This window comes from Pseudonocardia sp. ICBG162, from assembly GCF_020496225.1.
Taxonomy (GTDB): Bacteria; Actinomycetota; Actinomycetes; order Mycobacteriales; family Pseudonocardiaceae; genus Pseudonocardia; species Pseudonocardia alni.
In genome coordinates this window covers 1-15,421 of sequence record NZ_JAHLJD010000003.1, presented here as the reverse complement: position 1 = coordinate 15,421, position 15,421 = coordinate 1, and the positions used below count along the sequence as shown (strand labels likewise).

The 15,421-nt window shown below is 68.0% G+C and carries 9 protein-coding genes, 1 tRNA gene and 3 rRNA genes; 2 read left to right on the top strand and 11 right to left on the bottom strand.

Going from position 1 to position 15,421, the window contains the following annotated elements:
• From KPL60_RS00260 to KPL60_RS00225, 8 genes are all read right to left on the bottom strand, one after another.
• Positions 1–198, bottom strand: a 198-nt coding sequence (locus KPL60_RS00260) for a hypothetical protein (RefSeq protein WP_226364496.1), incomplete at its 3' end; no start/stop codon positions are given.
• Positions 195–1,169 carry a hypothetical protein gene (locus tag KPL60_RS00255; RefSeq protein WP_226364495.1) on the bottom strand — a complete coding sequence of 325 codons (975 nt, stop codon included), beginning with the start codon at positions 1,167–1,169 and terminating at the stop codon, positions 195–197. The genes KPL60_RS00255 and KPL60_RS00260, both read right to left, overlap by 4 nt.
• A gap of 469 nt (positions 1,170–1,638) precedes the next feature.
• Positions 1,639–3,111 carry a hypothetical protein gene (locus KPL60_RS00250; protein ID WP_226364494.1) on the bottom strand — a complete coding sequence of 491 codons (1,473 nt, stop codon included), beginning with the start codon at positions 3,109–3,111 and terminating at the stop codon, positions 1,639–1,641.
• Positions 3,112–3,215: 104 nt separating this feature from the next.
• The gene (gene ettA / locus KPL60_RS00245) at positions 3,216–4,892 is read right to left on the bottom strand and encodes an energy-dependent translational throttle protein EttA (RefSeq protein ID WP_226355681.1); all 1,677 of its coding nucleotides are present in this window, start codon (positions 4,890–4,892) and stop codon (positions 3,216–3,218) included.
• A 24-nt stretch (positions 4,893–4,916) separates the two neighbouring features.
• Positions 4,917–5,459 (bottom strand): single-stranded DNA-binding protein, encoded by a 543-nt coding sequence (locus tag KPL60_RS00240; RefSeq protein ID WP_226355680.1) that lies wholly within the window; start codon positions 5,457–5,459, stop codon positions 4,917–4,919.
• A gap of 1,023 nt (positions 5,460–6,482) precedes the next feature.
• Positions 6,483–6,599: ribosomal RNA gene (gene rrf, locus KPL60_RS00235) — 5S ribosomal RNA — on the bottom strand.
• 141 nt (positions 6,600–6,740) lie between these two features.
• Positions 6,741–9,841: ribosomal RNA gene (locus tag KPL60_RS00230) — 23S ribosomal RNA — on the bottom strand.
• A 328-nt stretch (positions 9,842–10,169) separates the two neighbouring features.
• Positions 10,170–11,689, bottom strand: a 16S ribosomal RNA gene (locus KPL60_RS00225).
• Together the 16S, 23S and 5S rRNA genes form the textbook arrangement of a ribosomal RNA operon.
• 811 nt (positions 11,690–12,500) lie before the next feature.
• Here KPL60_RS00225 and KPL60_RS34380 point away from each other — a divergent pair.
• Positions 12,501–13,046 carry a class I SAM-dependent methyltransferase gene (locus KPL60_RS34380; protein ID WP_226364493.1) on the top strand — a complete coding sequence of 182 codons (546 nt, stop codon included), beginning with the start codon at positions 12,501–12,503 and terminating at the stop codon, positions 13,044–13,046.
• A 3-nt stretch (positions 13,047–13,049) separates the two neighbouring features.
• On the opposite strand, the gene KPL60_RS00215 is transcribed toward KPL60_RS34380, so the two are convergent.
• Entirely contained in the window at positions 13,050–13,853 is an 804-nt protein-coding gene (locus KPL60_RS00215; protein WP_226355678.1) for a PP2C family serine/threonine-protein phosphatase, read from the bottom strand.
• A gap of 192 nt (positions 13,854–14,045) precedes the next feature.
• On the opposite strand from KPL60_RS00215, the gene KPL60_RS00210 reads away from it, so the two are divergent.
• A tRNA-Arg gene (locus KPL60_RS00210) sits at positions 14,046–14,118 on the top strand.
• Positions 14,119–14,184: 66 nt separating this feature from the next.
• On the opposite strand, the gene KPL60_RS00205 is transcribed toward KPL60_RS00210, so the two are convergent.
• Positions 14,185–15,006 (bottom strand): family 1 encapsulin nanocompartment shell protein, encoded by an 822-nt coding sequence (locus tag KPL60_RS00205; protein ID WP_226355677.1) that lies wholly within the window; start codon positions 15,004–15,006, stop codon positions 14,185–14,187.
• A 2-nt stretch (positions 15,007–15,008) separates the two neighbouring features.
• A partial coding sequence (locus KPL60_RS00200) for a hemerythrin domain-containing protein (RefSeq protein ID WP_226364492.1) occupies positions 15,009–15,421 on the bottom strand: 413 nt, incomplete at its 5' end.

The window sequence follows — 15,421 nt, the reverse complement described above, 5'->3', positions numbered from 1 at the left end:
GCGGGCCCCGTCTCGGGCCTCGTCGCGGGCGGAGGGGTGCGGCTCGGCGAGGTGTCCGGGGCCACGATCCCGGGCACCGGAGTCGCGGGCGGCCGGGCTCCGGACGGTCCGGTCGCGGGCCGCCGGGTCCCGGACGGCTCCGTCGGAGCGCCGCCGCCCGCCGCTCCCGGGCCGCACGGTGAGACCGACGGCGCTCACGACGCCGTCCCGTCGCCGGCGGCCCGTCGCCGCCCGCCCCGGGCCGCGCGCTCGCCGGACAGGTCCAGCGGCGTCGCCAGCGCCGGCCCCGCGACCGGCTCCGAGGCGGCCGACGGCTCACCGGCACCCGACCCCGCGTCCCCGGTCTGCGCGGCGCCGGAGTGCCCACCGACCCGGGCCGAGGGCGCCTCAGGGAGGGGCGCCGGCGTGTCCGGCCCGGTCAGCTCGGTGACGATCTCGTCGCCCTCGACACCGTGCGGTCCGACGGCCTGCATCCGCAGGGACGTCCCCGCCGGCAGCCCGCCCCGGCGCACGCGACCGCCGAGGTGCGTCGCGAGCGACCGTGCCCAGAGCAGGACGGTGACGTGGTCGACGTCGGGCAGGGTGACCCGCACCGTGTCGTCGTCGCGACGTGTGGTCCCGGATGGCGGAACCAACCGGCGGGCCCGGGTGACCACGTCGTGCAGGGCCCCCACCGCCGCCGTACCGGTGACGGTCTCGAGGTCGCCGTCGACGAGGTCGAGGACGATCGACCGCTCCGCCGGACCGGGTGGACCCGTCGGGGCCGCGGGGGCGGTCGGTGCCGCTGCCGGGCCGCTGTCCGGGACACGGGCCGCGGCGCGCGCGCTCGCCGACCGGACCTCGGTCGGCCTCGGCGAGGGTCGACTCGCCCGCAGCCCGCTCGGCGACGACGGCCGGCTCCGGAGCGGGAGCCCCGTTCCGGTGACCGTCGACGGGGCCTGGCCCGGCTGCCGGTCGGCCCCGTCGCCGTCGCCGGACCGGTGGGCCCCGTCGTGCCGTGCTCCGTTCCGCGGAACGACGTCAGCCGGGCCGTGGGACCCGTTGCGGTGCGTGGCCGCAGGCGGCTCGGGGGCGCGCCACTCGGCCAGGAGGGCGTCGGCGAGCGGCGAACCGCCTGCCGCGTCGGGGGTCCACGACGGCCCGGTCCACGACGGGTCCCGGGGTGCCATTGGTGCCGGCCCGTCCGCGAGGAGCCCGGAGACGCCCAGCGGGTCGGCGGGGTCGATGCCCGCGGGTCGTCGACCTCCGGTGTCCGTCGTGTCGTCCGACGCCCGGTCAAACGATCCTGCGGCGCCCGTCGTGTCCGGCGTACCGGTGGTCCCTGTGGTGTGGGTCGTGCCCGGCGTACCGGTCGCCGACGACGCATCCGTCGTGAGGCGGCCTCGCCGGGACGGTGACCGTTCCGGTTCGCGCCGGTGGACCGCTCCACGGTGCGGTCGGCGGGCGACGGGCGGCGGTTGCGGCGTCGTTGGGCACCGTTCGTCGTGCCGGGGCCAAGAGCAGGCTCTCCGACGGCGCCCAGCGCACCGGGAAGCGTCCGGGCCGCGGGGAGGTCGTTCGCCGGACGGCCGTTCGTGGCCCCGGCTCCCGTGGCGCCGTCGTCCCCGGCTCCGGCTCCGGCTCCGCGACCGTCCCTGCTCACCGTGGCGGAGGACCGGTCGGCCCGGGGCCGATCGTCGGTCGGGCGATCGTGCTCGGGCTCGGTGTGGCCGGTTCCGGCGGGGCGGTCGGTCCCGGCACCGACCGTGCGTTCCTCGACGGGCGTCCGGGCGGGAGGGTCGTCTCCGCCTCGCTGGTCCCCGCCGGAGGACGACTCCGCACCGCCGGAGCGGGACGCGGCGAACCCCGGTTCCGGCGTACCGCGACCGACGCTGTCCCGGGTACCGACACCGGGCCCGCCCGTCGGAGCACCGGCGACGGCGCCTCCGGTCGCAGCCGGACGCTCGGCGGGTACGGCCGGCGCTCCGCCCGTGCGCGGGAACGGGGTGGGTCGCTCGGCGGTGCTGGTGCGGACGGCGGCGAGCGGCAGTAACGCCGCCACCGCGGCGCGGAAGCGCGTCCCGCGGTCGCGATCGACCTGGTCGGCCTCCATCGCGGCCCGCATCGTCTCGAGGGCCTCGCGGTACCTGCCCGAGCCCTCGTGCAGCTCGGACTGGGCGGTTCGGCAGGCTGCAACCAGCGCGGGGACGCCCGCCTGTTCGGCGCCGTCGCGGCCGTCTCGGCCTCGACCAGGGCGCGGGCTGCGTGGTCCGCGCGCCCCGCCTGCACCCGGGCGAGCGTGAGCCGCAGCAGCACGCCCTGACGACCGGCGTCCCCGGCGTCGCGCTGCACGGCGGCCGCGGCGACCGCGTCGGGCGGGACGTGCCCGGAGTCGAGCAGCGCAGTGATCCACTGGCTGAGCAGTGCCGCGGCGAGGTGGGTCGACAGCGGGCGGGACCCGGGCCGTTCCGGTGTCCATCCGAGCTGGGCCAGGCCGCGCAGCGCGCGGTCCACGGCGGCGTCGTGTTCGCGCCGGGCCCGGTGCACCGACCCGACGACGAGGTCCGCGTACGCCGCGGGTTCGCCACCGAAGCCGGACCCGCAGGCGTCGACGTCGCTGCGCAGCCGTTCGAGCTCGGCGGCGGAGGCGCCGGCGAGTGCGCAGCGCACCTCGACCGCGAGCCGGTCGAGGCGCAGCAGCCCCTGGTCCTCCCCCGGGGCGTCGTCCGGCAGTCCGACGACGAGTGCCCGAGCCGCCTCGAGCTCCCCGTCGGCCTGGGCGACCCCGGCCAGCTCCACCCGCAGACGGGCGCCCTCGGGACGGGTGAGGACCTCGGTGCCGGGCGCGCGGAGGGGCACGGGGACCGTGCTGTCACCCGGGTTGACATGACCGGTCACCCCGGCGACGACGGCGGTGGCGACGTCGCGGGCGTCCCCACCCGCGGCGTGGCCGTCGAGCAGCCAGCCCGCGGCCTGCAGCCAGCGCAGATCGTCACCGTCTGCGACGGCTCGCGCGCACGCCTGCTCCGCCAGTTCCGCGGTGAGCAGGGGCCGCTGCCAGCGCAGGGCCGCCGCCGTGCGCAGTTCGGCCGTCGTCGCGCCGGCGGCCCGACCTCCCAGGTCGAACGTCACATCGCCTCCCCTGAGTGACACCACCGTCCGGACCTCCCGAGGGAGCCGGTCACCCGTCGCCGGGGCCGGCCCGACCGGATGGGGAGGTCCGGACCGGGCGGTGATCAGTCGCGGGTGAGCTTACGGTGGGTGACCCGGTGCGGTCGCGCCGCCTCCGCGCCGAGGCGCTCCACCTTGTTCTTCTCGTAGGCCTCGAAGTTGCCCTCGAACCAGAACCACTCGGCCGGGTTCTCGTCCGTGCCCTCCCACGCCAGGATGTGCGTGCAGGTCCGGTCGAGGAACCAGCGGTCGTGGGAGATGACCACGGCGCAGCCGGGGAACTGCTCGAGCGCGTTCTCCAGCGAACCGAGGGTCTCGACGTCCAGGTCGTTCGTCGGCTCGTCGAGCAGGATCAGGTTGCCGCCCTGCTTGAGCGTCAGCGCCAGGTTGAGGCGGTTGCGCTCACCACCGGACAGGACCCCGGCCGGCTTCTGCTGGTCCGGGCCCTTGAAGCCGAACGCCGCGACGTAGGCGCGCGACGGCATCTCGGTGTTGCCGACCTGGATGTAGTCGAGCCCGTCGGAGACCACCTCGAAGACGGTCTTCTTCGGGTCGATCCCGCCGCGGTTCTGGTCGACGTACGACAGCTTGACCGTGTCGCCGATCTTGACCTCGCCGGAGTCCGGGTGCTCCAGACCGACGATCGTCTTGAACAGCGTCGTCTTACCGACACCGTTCGGACCGATCACGCCGACGATGCCGTTGCGCGGCAGCGTGAAGGAGAGGTCCTTGATCAGCTGGCGGCCGTCGAAGCCCTTGTCGAGGTGGGAGACCTCGACGACCTGGCTGCCCAGGCGCGGGCCCGGCGGAATCTGGATCTCCTCGAAGTCGAGCTTCTTGTGCCGCTCGGCCTCGGTCGCCATCTCCTCGTAGCGGTCGAGCCGCGAGCGGCTCTTCGCCTGGCGGGCCTTCGGGTTGGAGCGGACCCAGGCCAGCTCCTCCTTCAGGCGCTTCTGGAGCTTCTGGTCCTTCTTGCCCTGGACGGCGAGGCGCTCGCCCTTCTTCTCCAGGTAGGTGGAGTAGTTGCCCTCGTAGGGGAAGGTGCGTCCGCGGTCGAGCTCGAGGATCCAGCCTGCGACGTTGTCCAGGAAGTACCGGTCGTGGGTGACCGCGAGGACGGCGCCCGGGTAGCTCGCGAGGAACTGCTCGAGCCACAGGACGCTCTCGGCGTCGAGGTGGTTGGTGGGCTCGTCGAGCAGGAGCAGATCGGGCTGGGACAGCAGAAGCTTGCACAGCGCGACGCGCCGGCGCTCACCACCGGAGAGGTGGGTGACCTCGGCGTCCCCGGGCGGGCAACGCAGTGCGTCCATCGCCTGCTCGAGCTGGGAGTCGATCTCCCACGCGTCGGCGTGGTCGAGCTCCTCCTGGAGCTGGCCCATCTCCTCCATCAGCTCGTCGGTGTAGTTGGTCGCCATCTCCTCGGCGATCGCGTTGTACCGGTCGAGCTTGACCTTCACGTCGCCGAGGCCCTCCTCGACGTTCCCGAGGACGGTCTTCTCCTCGTTGAGCGGGGGCTCCTGCTGGAGGATACCGACCGTCGCCCCGGGCTTGAGGAAGGCGTCGCCGTTGTTCGCGTTCTCCAGCCCTGCCATGATCTTGAGGACGGTCGACTTCCCGGCGCCGTTGGGGCCCACGACGCCGATCTTCGCCCCCGGCAGGAAGCTGATCGACGCGTTCTCCAGGATGACCTTGTCGCCGTGCGCCTTACGCACGTTCCGCATCGTGTAAATCAGATCCGCCACGATGCGATGGTAGATCGGGCCCGCTCAGCCGCTCGAGGCCGGTGCGGTCGCCAGCCTCGCGAGCTCGTCGAGCTCCGCACTCTCGACCTCGTCCGGGGCGTCGTCGTACCCGTCGTGGTCCGGCTCTTCGGTGGGCGGGGTGCCCCATCGCATGGCGGCGTCGTCGGTGCCCCGGGCCTGCGGCACCGACGGCCCCTGTGACACCGACGGCCGGGGCGCGACGGCCGCCGGGGAGAAGCGGATGTCGAGCCCGACGCTGGACGGCTCGATCCGGATGCTCTGCCGCACGTCGCCCTCCCGGCCCGTCCACTCCTCGACGTACATCCGGCCGATGACGATGACGCGGTGCCCCTTCTCGAACGTCCGCACCGCGTGCTCGGCCAGGGTCCGCCAGCACGTCACCGTGTAGTAGGTGCACGCGACGTCGTGCCACTGCTCGGTCATCGGGTCCTTGCGACGGTGGTTGACCGCGACCGTCAGGTCCGTGACCGGGATGCTGTTCGCGGTGTAGCGCAGGACGGGGGTGCGGGTCAGGTTGCCGACGATGGTGGCGGTGTTGTCGCTCATCGGATCCTCCGAGGCTCTGGGGTGCGTTGTCCCCATGAGCTTCACCCGCCCACGCCCCGTCGACGGGGTCACGTCAGAGCCTGTGGACAACCGTGCCCGTTGGGGATGACCGGCCGTCCCGACCCGCTTCGGCCACGACGACTGTCGGTCCGGTGTGCTTCCCCCCACCCGGACATGTCCATCCCCGTAGCCGGCATCCCGGGGCGGTGACACCGCGGCCGCACGGATCCCGCCGTCACGTCATCTATCCCCTGCCGACCGGAGACACGGGCCCTGGGGACCCCGCCGCCTGATCGGAGCGGACACCATCGCCCGCCCGACGCCTCCTGCTCCCTCTCGCACCGGACGCGGGCTCTCGATCGCACAGCATCGAGCCTCCGACGCTCAGCGGCGTGCCCCGACACGATTCGTCGCAGGCCGCCGACCGTGGACGTCACGGACGCGGGCGGCGGCCGCCCCGGTGGCGGAGCCGTGTGGCCGCCACGAGCCGCGCACCGCACCCGACGGACGTGCCCGGCATCGGCCGACGGGCCCCGCGGCGCACACAGCGCTCTCCGGGCCACCCTGTGCCGCCTCGCACAGCCTTCGTCGACCTCGCACGCTCTGCGACTGAGAGCAGACGGCACGACCCCGCTCGTCGCCACCGTGTCCGCTCTCGCCGGCGGAGGAGCTCCCTCGGCGGAACGAGTCACCGATACCGCGCTCCTACAACGGAGCCTTCGCGCACGCCGCACCGGGCACCGCACGTCGCACACGTTCCTGCGACCTCGCAGCCCCTGCAGAGGGTGCGAGGTCGCAGGAAAGCGTGCGAGGTGCGCCGGCCCACCGGTGGTGCGGGACCGGGTGCGACTCCACGAGGGAGCACGCGCCTCGACCCCCGGCCCCGGAGGACCCCGTGCCAGGGCCGGGAACGGATGCACCGATCCCGCCCCGGACCGGCATAACGCATCGGAGCGAAAAAGGGTCCGGAAATGAGAAATGCCCCGGACTCGAAAGTCCGGGGCACATCCCATCAAAGTTGAATGTCGGCGACGACCTACTCTCCCACACCCTGGCGAGTGCAGTACCATCGGCGCTGGAAGGCTTAGCTACCGGGTTCGGAATGGGACCGGGCGTTTCCCTACCGCAATGACCACCGACAGCACTATCCAACTATCACCCCACCCCCAAAAACCTAGGGGCAGGGGTCGAGCACACACACCACCCCACACTCCCCCGGATCACCGGGGAAACGTGGATGGTTGTGGACTCAGGGTCACACAGTGGATGCGAACAACTCGTTGTGGCAAGCCCTCGGCCTATTAGTACCGGTCAACTCCACCCCTCACAGGGCTTCCATCTCCGGCCTATCAACCCAGTCATCTACTGGGAGCCTTACCCACTCGAAGGTGGTGGGAGACCTCATCTTGGAACAGGCTTCCCGCTTAGATGCCTTCAGCGGTTATCCCTCCCGAACATAGCCAACCAGCCGTGCCCCTGGCGGGACAACTGGCACACCAGAGGTTCGTCCGTCCCGGTCCTCTCGTACTAGGGACAGCCTTCCTCAAGTCTCCAACGCGCGCGGCGGATAGGGACCGAACTGTCTCACGACGTTCTAAACCCAGCTCGCGTACCGCTTTAATGGGCGAACAGCCCAACCCTTGGGACCTACTCCAGCCCCAGGATGCGACGAGCCGACATCGAGGTGCCAAACCATGCCGTCGATATGGACTCTTGGGCAAGATCAGCCTGTTATCCCCGGGGTACCTTTTATCCGTTGAGCGACACCCCTTCCACAAGGTGGTGCCGGATCACTAGTCCCGACTTTCGTCCCTGCTCGACCCGTCAGTCTCACAGTCAAGCTCCCTTGTGCACTTACACTCAACACCTGATTGCCAACCAGGCTGAGGGAACCTTTGGGCGCCTCCGTTACTCTTTGGGAGGCAACCGCCCCAGTTAAACTACCCACCAGGCACTGTCCCTGAACCAGATCATGGCCCGAGGTTGAGACACCCAATTCGACCAGAGTGGTATTTCAACAACGACTCCACCACCACTGGCGTGGCGATTTCACAGTCTCCCACCTATCCTACACAAGCCGAACCGAGCACCAATACCAAGCTATAGTAAAGGTCCCGGGGTCTTTCCGTCCTGCCGCGCGTAACGAGCATCTTTACTCGTAGTGCAATTTCGCCGAGTCTGTGGTCGAGACAGCGCCCAAGTCGTTACGCCATTCGTGCAGGTCGGAACTTACCCGACAAGGAATTTCGCTACCTTAGGATGGTTATAGTTACCACCGCCGTTTACTGGCGCTTAAGTTCTCCGCTTCGCCCCGAAGGAGCTAACAGGTCCTCTTAACGTTCCAGCACCGGGCAGGCGTCAGTCCGTATACATCGTCTTGCGACTTCGCACGGACCTGTGTTTTTAGTAAACAGTCGCTTGGGCCTGGTCTCTGCGACCGGCCGTCCCTAGCCCGCAAGGAGCCTCAAGACAACCGGCCCTCCTTCTCCCGAAGTTACGGAGGTATTTTGCCGAATTCCTTAACCACAGTTCGCTCGATCGCCTCGGTATTCTCTACCTGACCACCTGTGTCGGTTTGGGGTACGGGCCGCAACAGCACTCGCTAGAGGCTTTTCTCGACAGCATGGGATCACCCTCTTCGCCTCAATCGGCTACGCATCACCTCTCACCCTTATATGAGCCCCGGATTTACCTAGGACTCGGGCTACAGGCTTACACCACGACAACCACCGCGTGGCGGAGCTACCCTCCTGCGTCACCCCATCACTTGCCTACTACCAGATCGGATCCCACGCTCCCCCACAAACACAACTCCCGAAGGAGCCGAGGTGGGTTCGGATGGTTAGCATCACCAGATTCAGCATGGACGCACTATCACGAGCACGGGAATATCAACCCGTTGTCCATCGACTACGCCTGACGGCCTCGCCTTAGGTCCCGGCTCACCCTGGGCGGAACAACCTGGCCCAGGAACCCTTGGTCATCCGGCGGCAGAGATTCTCACTCTGCATTCGCTACTCATGCCTGCATTCTCACTCCCACACCCTCCACCCGTAAATCACTCCCGGGCTTCACCAGATGCAGGACGCTCCCCTACCCAACAACACCTAAAGATGTCATTGCCACGGCTTCGGCGGTGCGCTTGAGCCCCGCTACATTGTCGGCGCAGGACCACTTGACCAGTGAGCTATTACGCACTCTTTCAAGGGTGGCTGCTTCTAAGCCAACCTCCTGGTTGTCCGGGCGATCCCACATCCTTTCCCACTTAGCGCACGCTTAGGGGCCTTAGCCGGTGATCTGGGCTGTTTCCCTCTCGACCACGAAGCTTATCCCCCGCAGTCTCACTGCCGCGCTCTCACTCACCGGCATTCGGAGTTTGGCTGACTTCGGTAAGCTTGTCGGCCCCCTAGGCCATCCAGTGCTCTACCTCCGGTGAGAAACACACGACGCTGCACCTAAATGCATTTCGGGGAGAACCAGCTATCACGAAGTTTGATTGGCCTTTCACCCCTACCCACAGCTCATCCCCCAGGTTTTCAACCCTGGTGGGTTCGGGCCTCCACGACGTCTTACCGACGCTTCACCCTGGCCATGGGTAGATCACTCCGCTTCGGGTCTACACCCCGCGACTACAGCGCCCTATTCGGACTCGCTTTCGCTACGGCTACCCCACACAGGTTAACCTCGCCACGAAGCATAACTCGCAGGCTCATTCTTCAAAAGGCACGCCATCACCCTGTACCACGAAAGCACTGCAGGCTCTGACGGCTTGTAAGCACACGGTTTCAGGTACTATTTCACTCCCCTCCCGGGGTACTTTTCACCTTTCCCTCACGGTACTTGTCCGCTATCGGTCATCAGGTAGTATTTAGGCTTGACGGGTGGTCCCGCCAGATTCACAGCGAATTTCACGGGCTCGCTGCTACTCGAGAACACGCCCACAACAGAACCCAGTGTTTTCGCGTACGGGGCTATCACCCACTACGGCCGACCATCCCAGAGTCGTTCCGCTAACACAGATCCAAGTTGTCCCATCCTCGGCAGAAGATGAACGACACGTCTCACAACCCCGCACCCGCAACGCCTGCCGGCTTGACACGGACACGGTTTAGCCTCTTCCGCTTTCGCTCGCCACTACTCACGGAATCACTATTGTTTTCTCTTCCTGTGGGTACTGAGATGTTTCACTTCCCCACGTTCCCTCCACGCACCCTATGAATTCAGGTACGGGTAACGCCCCATGACGGGCGCTGGGTTTCCCCATTCGGACACCCTCGGATCACAGCTCGGTTGACAGCTCCCCGAGGCCTATCGCGGCCTCCCACGTCCTTCATCGGCTCCTGATGCCCAGGCATCCACCATGTGCTCTTAACAACTTGACCACAACAAGATGCTCGCATCCACTATGCAACACTCAACCCACAACCACACCCGACCAAGAAACAACCACCACCCACACACAAGCAGGCGTTAGGAAGCCCCCGACCAGAGCGGCCAAAGAAGAACCACCGTTCCGAAGAACCGCAGATGTCTTCTCAGGACCCAACAGTGTGCCAAGCCAACACGGTCCGACGTGCTGCGTTCCACCCAACGCACCCAACCCACGAACGGGGCCGCTGATGCGATTCAATGAAGGAACCACAGACACCCAAAATGAGCACAACTCACTTACGAGCGTGTGGTGCCCCATCACATGATGGGACTCCTTAGAAAGGAGGTGATCCAGCCGCACCTTCCGGTACGGCTACCTTGTTACGACTTCGTCCCAATCGCCAGTCCCACCTTCGACAGCTCCCTCCACAAGGGTTGGGCCGCCGGCTTCGGGTGTTACCAACTTTCGTGACGTGACGGGCGGTGTGTACAAGGCCCGGGAACGTATTCACCGCAGCGTTGCTGATCTGCGATTACTAGCGACTCCAACTTCACGGGGTCGAGTTGCAGACCCCGATCCGAACTGAGACTCACTTTAAGGGATTCGCTCCACCTCACGGTCTCGCAGCCCTCTGTATGAGCCATTGTAGCATGTGTGAAGCCCTGGACATAAGGGGCATGATGACTTGACGTCATCCCCACCTTCCTCCGAGTTGACCCCGGCAGTCTCCCATGAGTCCCCACCATTACGTGCTGGCAACATGGAACAAGGGTTGCGCTCGTTGCGGGACTTAACCCAACATCTCACGACACGAGCTGACGACAGCCATGCACCACCTGCACACCAACCACAAGGGAAGCCCTATCTCTAGGGATGTCTGGTGCATGTCAAACCCAGGTAAGGTTCTTCGCGTTGCATCGAATTAATCCACATGCTCCGCCGCTTGTGCGGGCCCCCGTCAATTCCTTTGAGTTTTAGCCTTGCGGCCGTACTCCCCAGGCGGGGCGCTTAATGCGTTAGCTGCGGCACAGAAACCGTGGAATGGTCCCCACACCTAGCGCCCAACGTTTACGGCGTGGACTACCAGGGTATCTAATCCTGTTCGCTCCCCACGCTTTCGCTCCTCAGCGTCAGTATCGGCCCAGAGACCCGCCTTCGCCACCGGTGTTCCTCCTGATATCTGCGCATTTCACCGCTACACCAGGAATTCCAGTCTCCCCTGCCGAACTCAAGTGATGCCCGTATCGACCGCACGCTCAGAGTTAAGCCCCAAGTTTTCACGGCCGACGCGACACACCGCCTACGAGCTCTTTACGCCCAATAATTCCGGACAACGCTCGCACCCTACGTGTTACCGCGGCTGCTGGCACGTAGTTGGCCGGTGCTTCTTCTCCAGGTACCGTCAATTGCTCTTCGTCCCTGGCGAAAGAGGTTTACAACCCGAAGGCCGTCATCCCCCACGCGGCGTCGCTGCGTCAGGCTTCCGCCCATTGCGCAATATTCCCCACTGCTGCCTCCCGTAGGAGTCTGGGCCGTGTCTCAGTCCCAGTGTGGCCGGTCGCCCTCTCAGGCCGGCTACCCGTCACCGCCTTGGTAGGCCATCACCCCACCAACAAGCTGATAGGCCGCGGGCCCATCCCCCACCGAGAAAACTTTCCACCACCAACCATGCGATCAGTGGTCCTATCCGGTATTAGACCCAGTTTCCCAGGCTTATCCCAGAGTGGAGGGCAGGTCACCCACGTGTTACTCACCCGTTCGCCGCTCGTGTACCCCCGAAAGGGCCTTACCGCTCGACTTGCATGTGTTAAGCACGCCGCCAGCGTTCGTCCTGAGCCAGGATCAAACTCTCCAACAAAACCCTGACTTACAACAAACAACTGGCCACAACACCCGACGGGATCGAATGCTGCAACCAAACAAACAATTTGGCACAAAACGCCAAACCGAATAAATAGCTCGACACACTGTTGAGTTCTCAAAAGACACCCGCACCGCAATCACCCGGACTCTTCAAGAAGAGCGGGATCCTGAAGACGGATCGCCTTGACCCACAAAGGTAACCACACCGAGAAACTCGGTGAACCACCGGGGGTCGCTGTCCGCGGGGCCTGTTGACCGAGCCTTTCAGGGCCCGTTCTGTCCGGCTCACTCGCTGACAGGAAGAAAGTTACGGCATGGCATTCGGGCACGTCAAACCGGGGTCGGAAACCCGTGCTGACCTGGGCAGACCCGTCTCCGGGCCGCACAGCACCACGGTCGAGCCCGACCCTGTCGAGCGACGAACGGTCGCCCTGACGAGCTCACTCCGGATACTGGTTGACCAGCGCCGATCGCGCAAGTGGAAGCTCGCGATGGGGGCCGGAACCAGCGCTCCACCCGTCGTTCGTCCCGCGCCCTCCTGCCCGCCAACTAATTTCAAGATTTTTTTCGACCGTCCGTCGTGGCGTCCGGTCGCGACGAGCGGTCGGCAGGCGGGAGCTCGTCCTCGACGGGGACCGGCCGGGGCGGGTGATCACGATCGTCGTCCGCGGGTGGCCGTTCGTCGTGGTGCCCCGTGGGAGCCGTCCGTTGGCACGCGAGACTCGGCGCGTGCAGCCCGACGGAGACGTCCTCCCGCCCGTCCTGCACCGGCTGCGTGCCGGAGCGGAGCTCACCGCAGCGGCCTGGTGCCGAACCCGGGTGCGACGAGTCGGGTCCGGGCGACCGTCGTCGCCGGGCGGCTGGTGGTGGAGGCGGGGAACAGTGAGCCCCTGTGGATCACGGCGTCGCCCGTGGCGCTCCCGCTGCGGACGCGGTCGGTGGACCGGGTCGCCGTCCCGATGCTGCTCCCCCACCTACGGGACATCGACGGTCTGTTCGCGGAGCTGCGGCGGGTACTCGCCCCGCACGGCCTCATCTCGGTCCTGGTGCCGGCGCCCCGGTCGTTCGGCTGGGGTGGGGGCGCGCTGAGGAAGGCGGTGCGTGACGCGTGGCGGCACCGGTCGGCCGTCGAGCACCCGGAGTGGCTCGCGGCCGCCGCGGACTTCGCCGTGCTCGCCGACGACCGTCTCGACTTCACCCTCGACGGGGTCGAACCATCGGACGGGGCGGACGAGCTGTGCGCGGCCGGCGTCTACCCACCCGATCTGCCGGAGCGGGCCCGGGCGGACCTCGCGGCGCACCGTTCGGCGGTCCGCACGGTGCGGCTGCGCCGGGTGGTGGCCCGGCGCTGAGGGTCAGTCCGCGGTGGCGATCTCGGCGACGGCCCCGGCGATCCGCAGGTCCTGACCCGGGCCGTCGACGTCGTCGATCTCCACGACGTCGGCGACGATCGCGGTGATGTTGTCGGGCCCGCCGCCCTCGTTGGCGAGCGCGATGAGCTGGGTGACGACCTGGTCCGGCTCGGCGCCGGAGGCGAGCTCGCGGTGCAGGGCCTCGTCGTCGAGCACCGCGGTGACGCCGTCCGAGCAGAGCAGGTAGCGGTCCCCGGCAAGGATGTCGACACGGTCGAGGTCCGGGTCCGGCGCGTGGTCGGTGCTCAGCGCACGCATCAGGACGGATCGGCGCGGGTGGTGCGCCGCCTCCTCGAGGGTGATCTGGCCCTGGTCGACGAGCTGCTGGACCATCGTGTGGTCGTGGGTGAGACGGCTCAGCTCGCCACCCCGCAGCAGGTAGATGCGCGAGTCGCCGATGTGGGCGAGCGCGAGCTGGTCGCCGGTGAGGAGCAGCGAGACGACGGTCGTGCCCATCCCCCGCATCTCCGGCTCGTCCGCGGCGCGGCGGGCCAGCCGGTCCGTGGCGTCGTTGAGCGCCTCGGTCAGCTCGGCGGCGAGGTCGATGTCGGTGAGGTCCTGCGGGAGGCGGGCCTCCAGCTCGGTGAACACCGACACCGTCGTCGCACTCGCGATCTCGCCGTGGGCGTGACCGCCCATCCCGTCGGCCACGATCAGCAGTCGGCCGGTCGTCGCTCCGGAGTCCTGGTTCGACGTCCGGCGACGGCCCACATCCGACCCGAGCGCGGATCGCAGTCCCAGCACCATGGGGACAGTATGGACGTCACGGTCCGTCAGCGTCGCAGGCGAGGCCCGTTCGGCGTGTGCTTCAACCGGTCGGATGGCACTCCGCCCAGCACACGGGCCGGATCGGGTGGTTCCTGACGGCGGTGCCGCGGCCGTGATCGCTTGCCCTCCTCGCTACGGTGGGAGCGCACCGGACGAGGTCCGGGGCGGCCGGCCCTCGTAGCTCAGCTGGATAGAGCAAGAGCCTTCTAATCTCTAGGTCGCAGGTTCGAGTCCTGCGGGGGCACACTTTCCGCACACGACCGTGCCCCGCCGGATCACGACGGGGCACGGCCGGTGGCGGGTCCGCGGGTCAGCGCAGGCGCACGCTCGCGTCCGGCTCGACGGCGCGGAAGGTGAAGCTCTCCTCCAGGTAGAGGTGCACCTCGCGGGCGTCGTGGTCGGAGTAGCCGATCGCCAGGTCCTGGCCGACGTCGAGCAGGAAGTCCCCGCCGCGCTGGCTGACGACCACGGCACCGTCGAGGCCGTGGGCGCGCAGGATCTGCCCGCCGAGGATGCGGCTCAGGTGCTCGAACAGCGGGTAGCCGCCGTGCTCGGCGGTCTCCACGATGCGGGTGTAGCCCTCGGGCGCGATCGCCATCGCGTAGGGGCCCTCGATGCCGTTGCGACGCAGCTGGTCCACCGCACGGGCGACGGCGCCGGGGTAGGTCTCGGGGTTGTCGCCCAGGGCCACGGTGTCGTACGGCGAGACGTCCGCGATGCCCTCGAAGCCGGCCTCCGGCCAGCCGTGGAAGATCGCGCGGTTCTCGATCGCGGCGGCCGCACGGGCGGCGCGGGCGAGGTCGTCGAACTCCGGGTCCTGGGCGCCGCGCTGCAGGTCGTCGATCTCGTCGCGGGACACCGTGAACGGGACCCGGAACTCGGCGAGCGGCTGCACCCGGCGCAGGCGGGCCGTGATGCCGTCGACGGCGACGCCCGGCGGCGGCCCGTCGAGCCGCTGCGAGCGACCGAGGTCGACCGACGACGTCTGCCAGCCCGCGGTCCCGGTCCAGTCCGCGAGGCGGCGCCCGGCCAGGAGCGGGGTCAGGCGCTCACGCGCCTCGTCGTCGACGGCCTTCCAGGCGGTCGTGGGGATGGGTGCCTTCTCCCGCAGGAGGTGGTCGTGCACGGCCATGTCTACTTCCCCTTCAGACTGCCGATGCCGAGCCCGTCACGGGTCGGGTCGGACGGGTCGATCTCGGCCTGGACCTCCTCGACGTAGCCCTCGGGGTCCTTGTCGGAGTTGTCGAGGCCCGCGGTGGTGGGGTGGGCGTCGAGGAACTCGGCGAACTGCCGGCCGAGCGACTCGCGCAGGCCGGTGGTGGCGTTCAGGCGGAAGTTGGCGAGGCCCTCGTTCTCCTCCTCGCCCATGTGCTCGTCGTTGGCGCGGCGGGCGGCCCACACCCCCTCCCACCACTGGCCGCTGCCGACCGGGCTGCGCTCGGCCTGCGCGACGCCGTCGCGGATCTCGTTGTGGTCCCCGATGGCGTCGAGCGTCTCGTCCTCCGGGTCCTCCCCGTGCGCGAGGAGCTGCGGGTAGAAGATCTTCT

Bases quoted from the DNA above. Each gene is read 5' to 3' on its own strand.
- KPL60_RS00255 (WP_226364495.1), bottom strand. From the start codon at position 1,169: ATGGCACCCCGGGACCCGTCGTGGACCGGGCCGTCGTGGACCCCCGAC.
- KPL60_RS00240 (WP_226355680.1), bottom strand. From the start codon at position 5,459: ATGAGCGACAACACCGCCACCATCGTCGGCAACCTGACCCGCACCCCC.
- KPL60_RS00215 (WP_226355678.1), bottom strand. From the start codon at position 13,853: ATGGTGCTGGGACTGCGATCCGCGCTCGGGTCGGATGTGGGCCGTCGC.
- KPL60_RS00205 (WP_226355677.1), bottom strand. From the start codon at position 15,006: ATGGCCGTGCACGACCACCTCCTGCGGGAGAAGGCACCCATCCCCACG.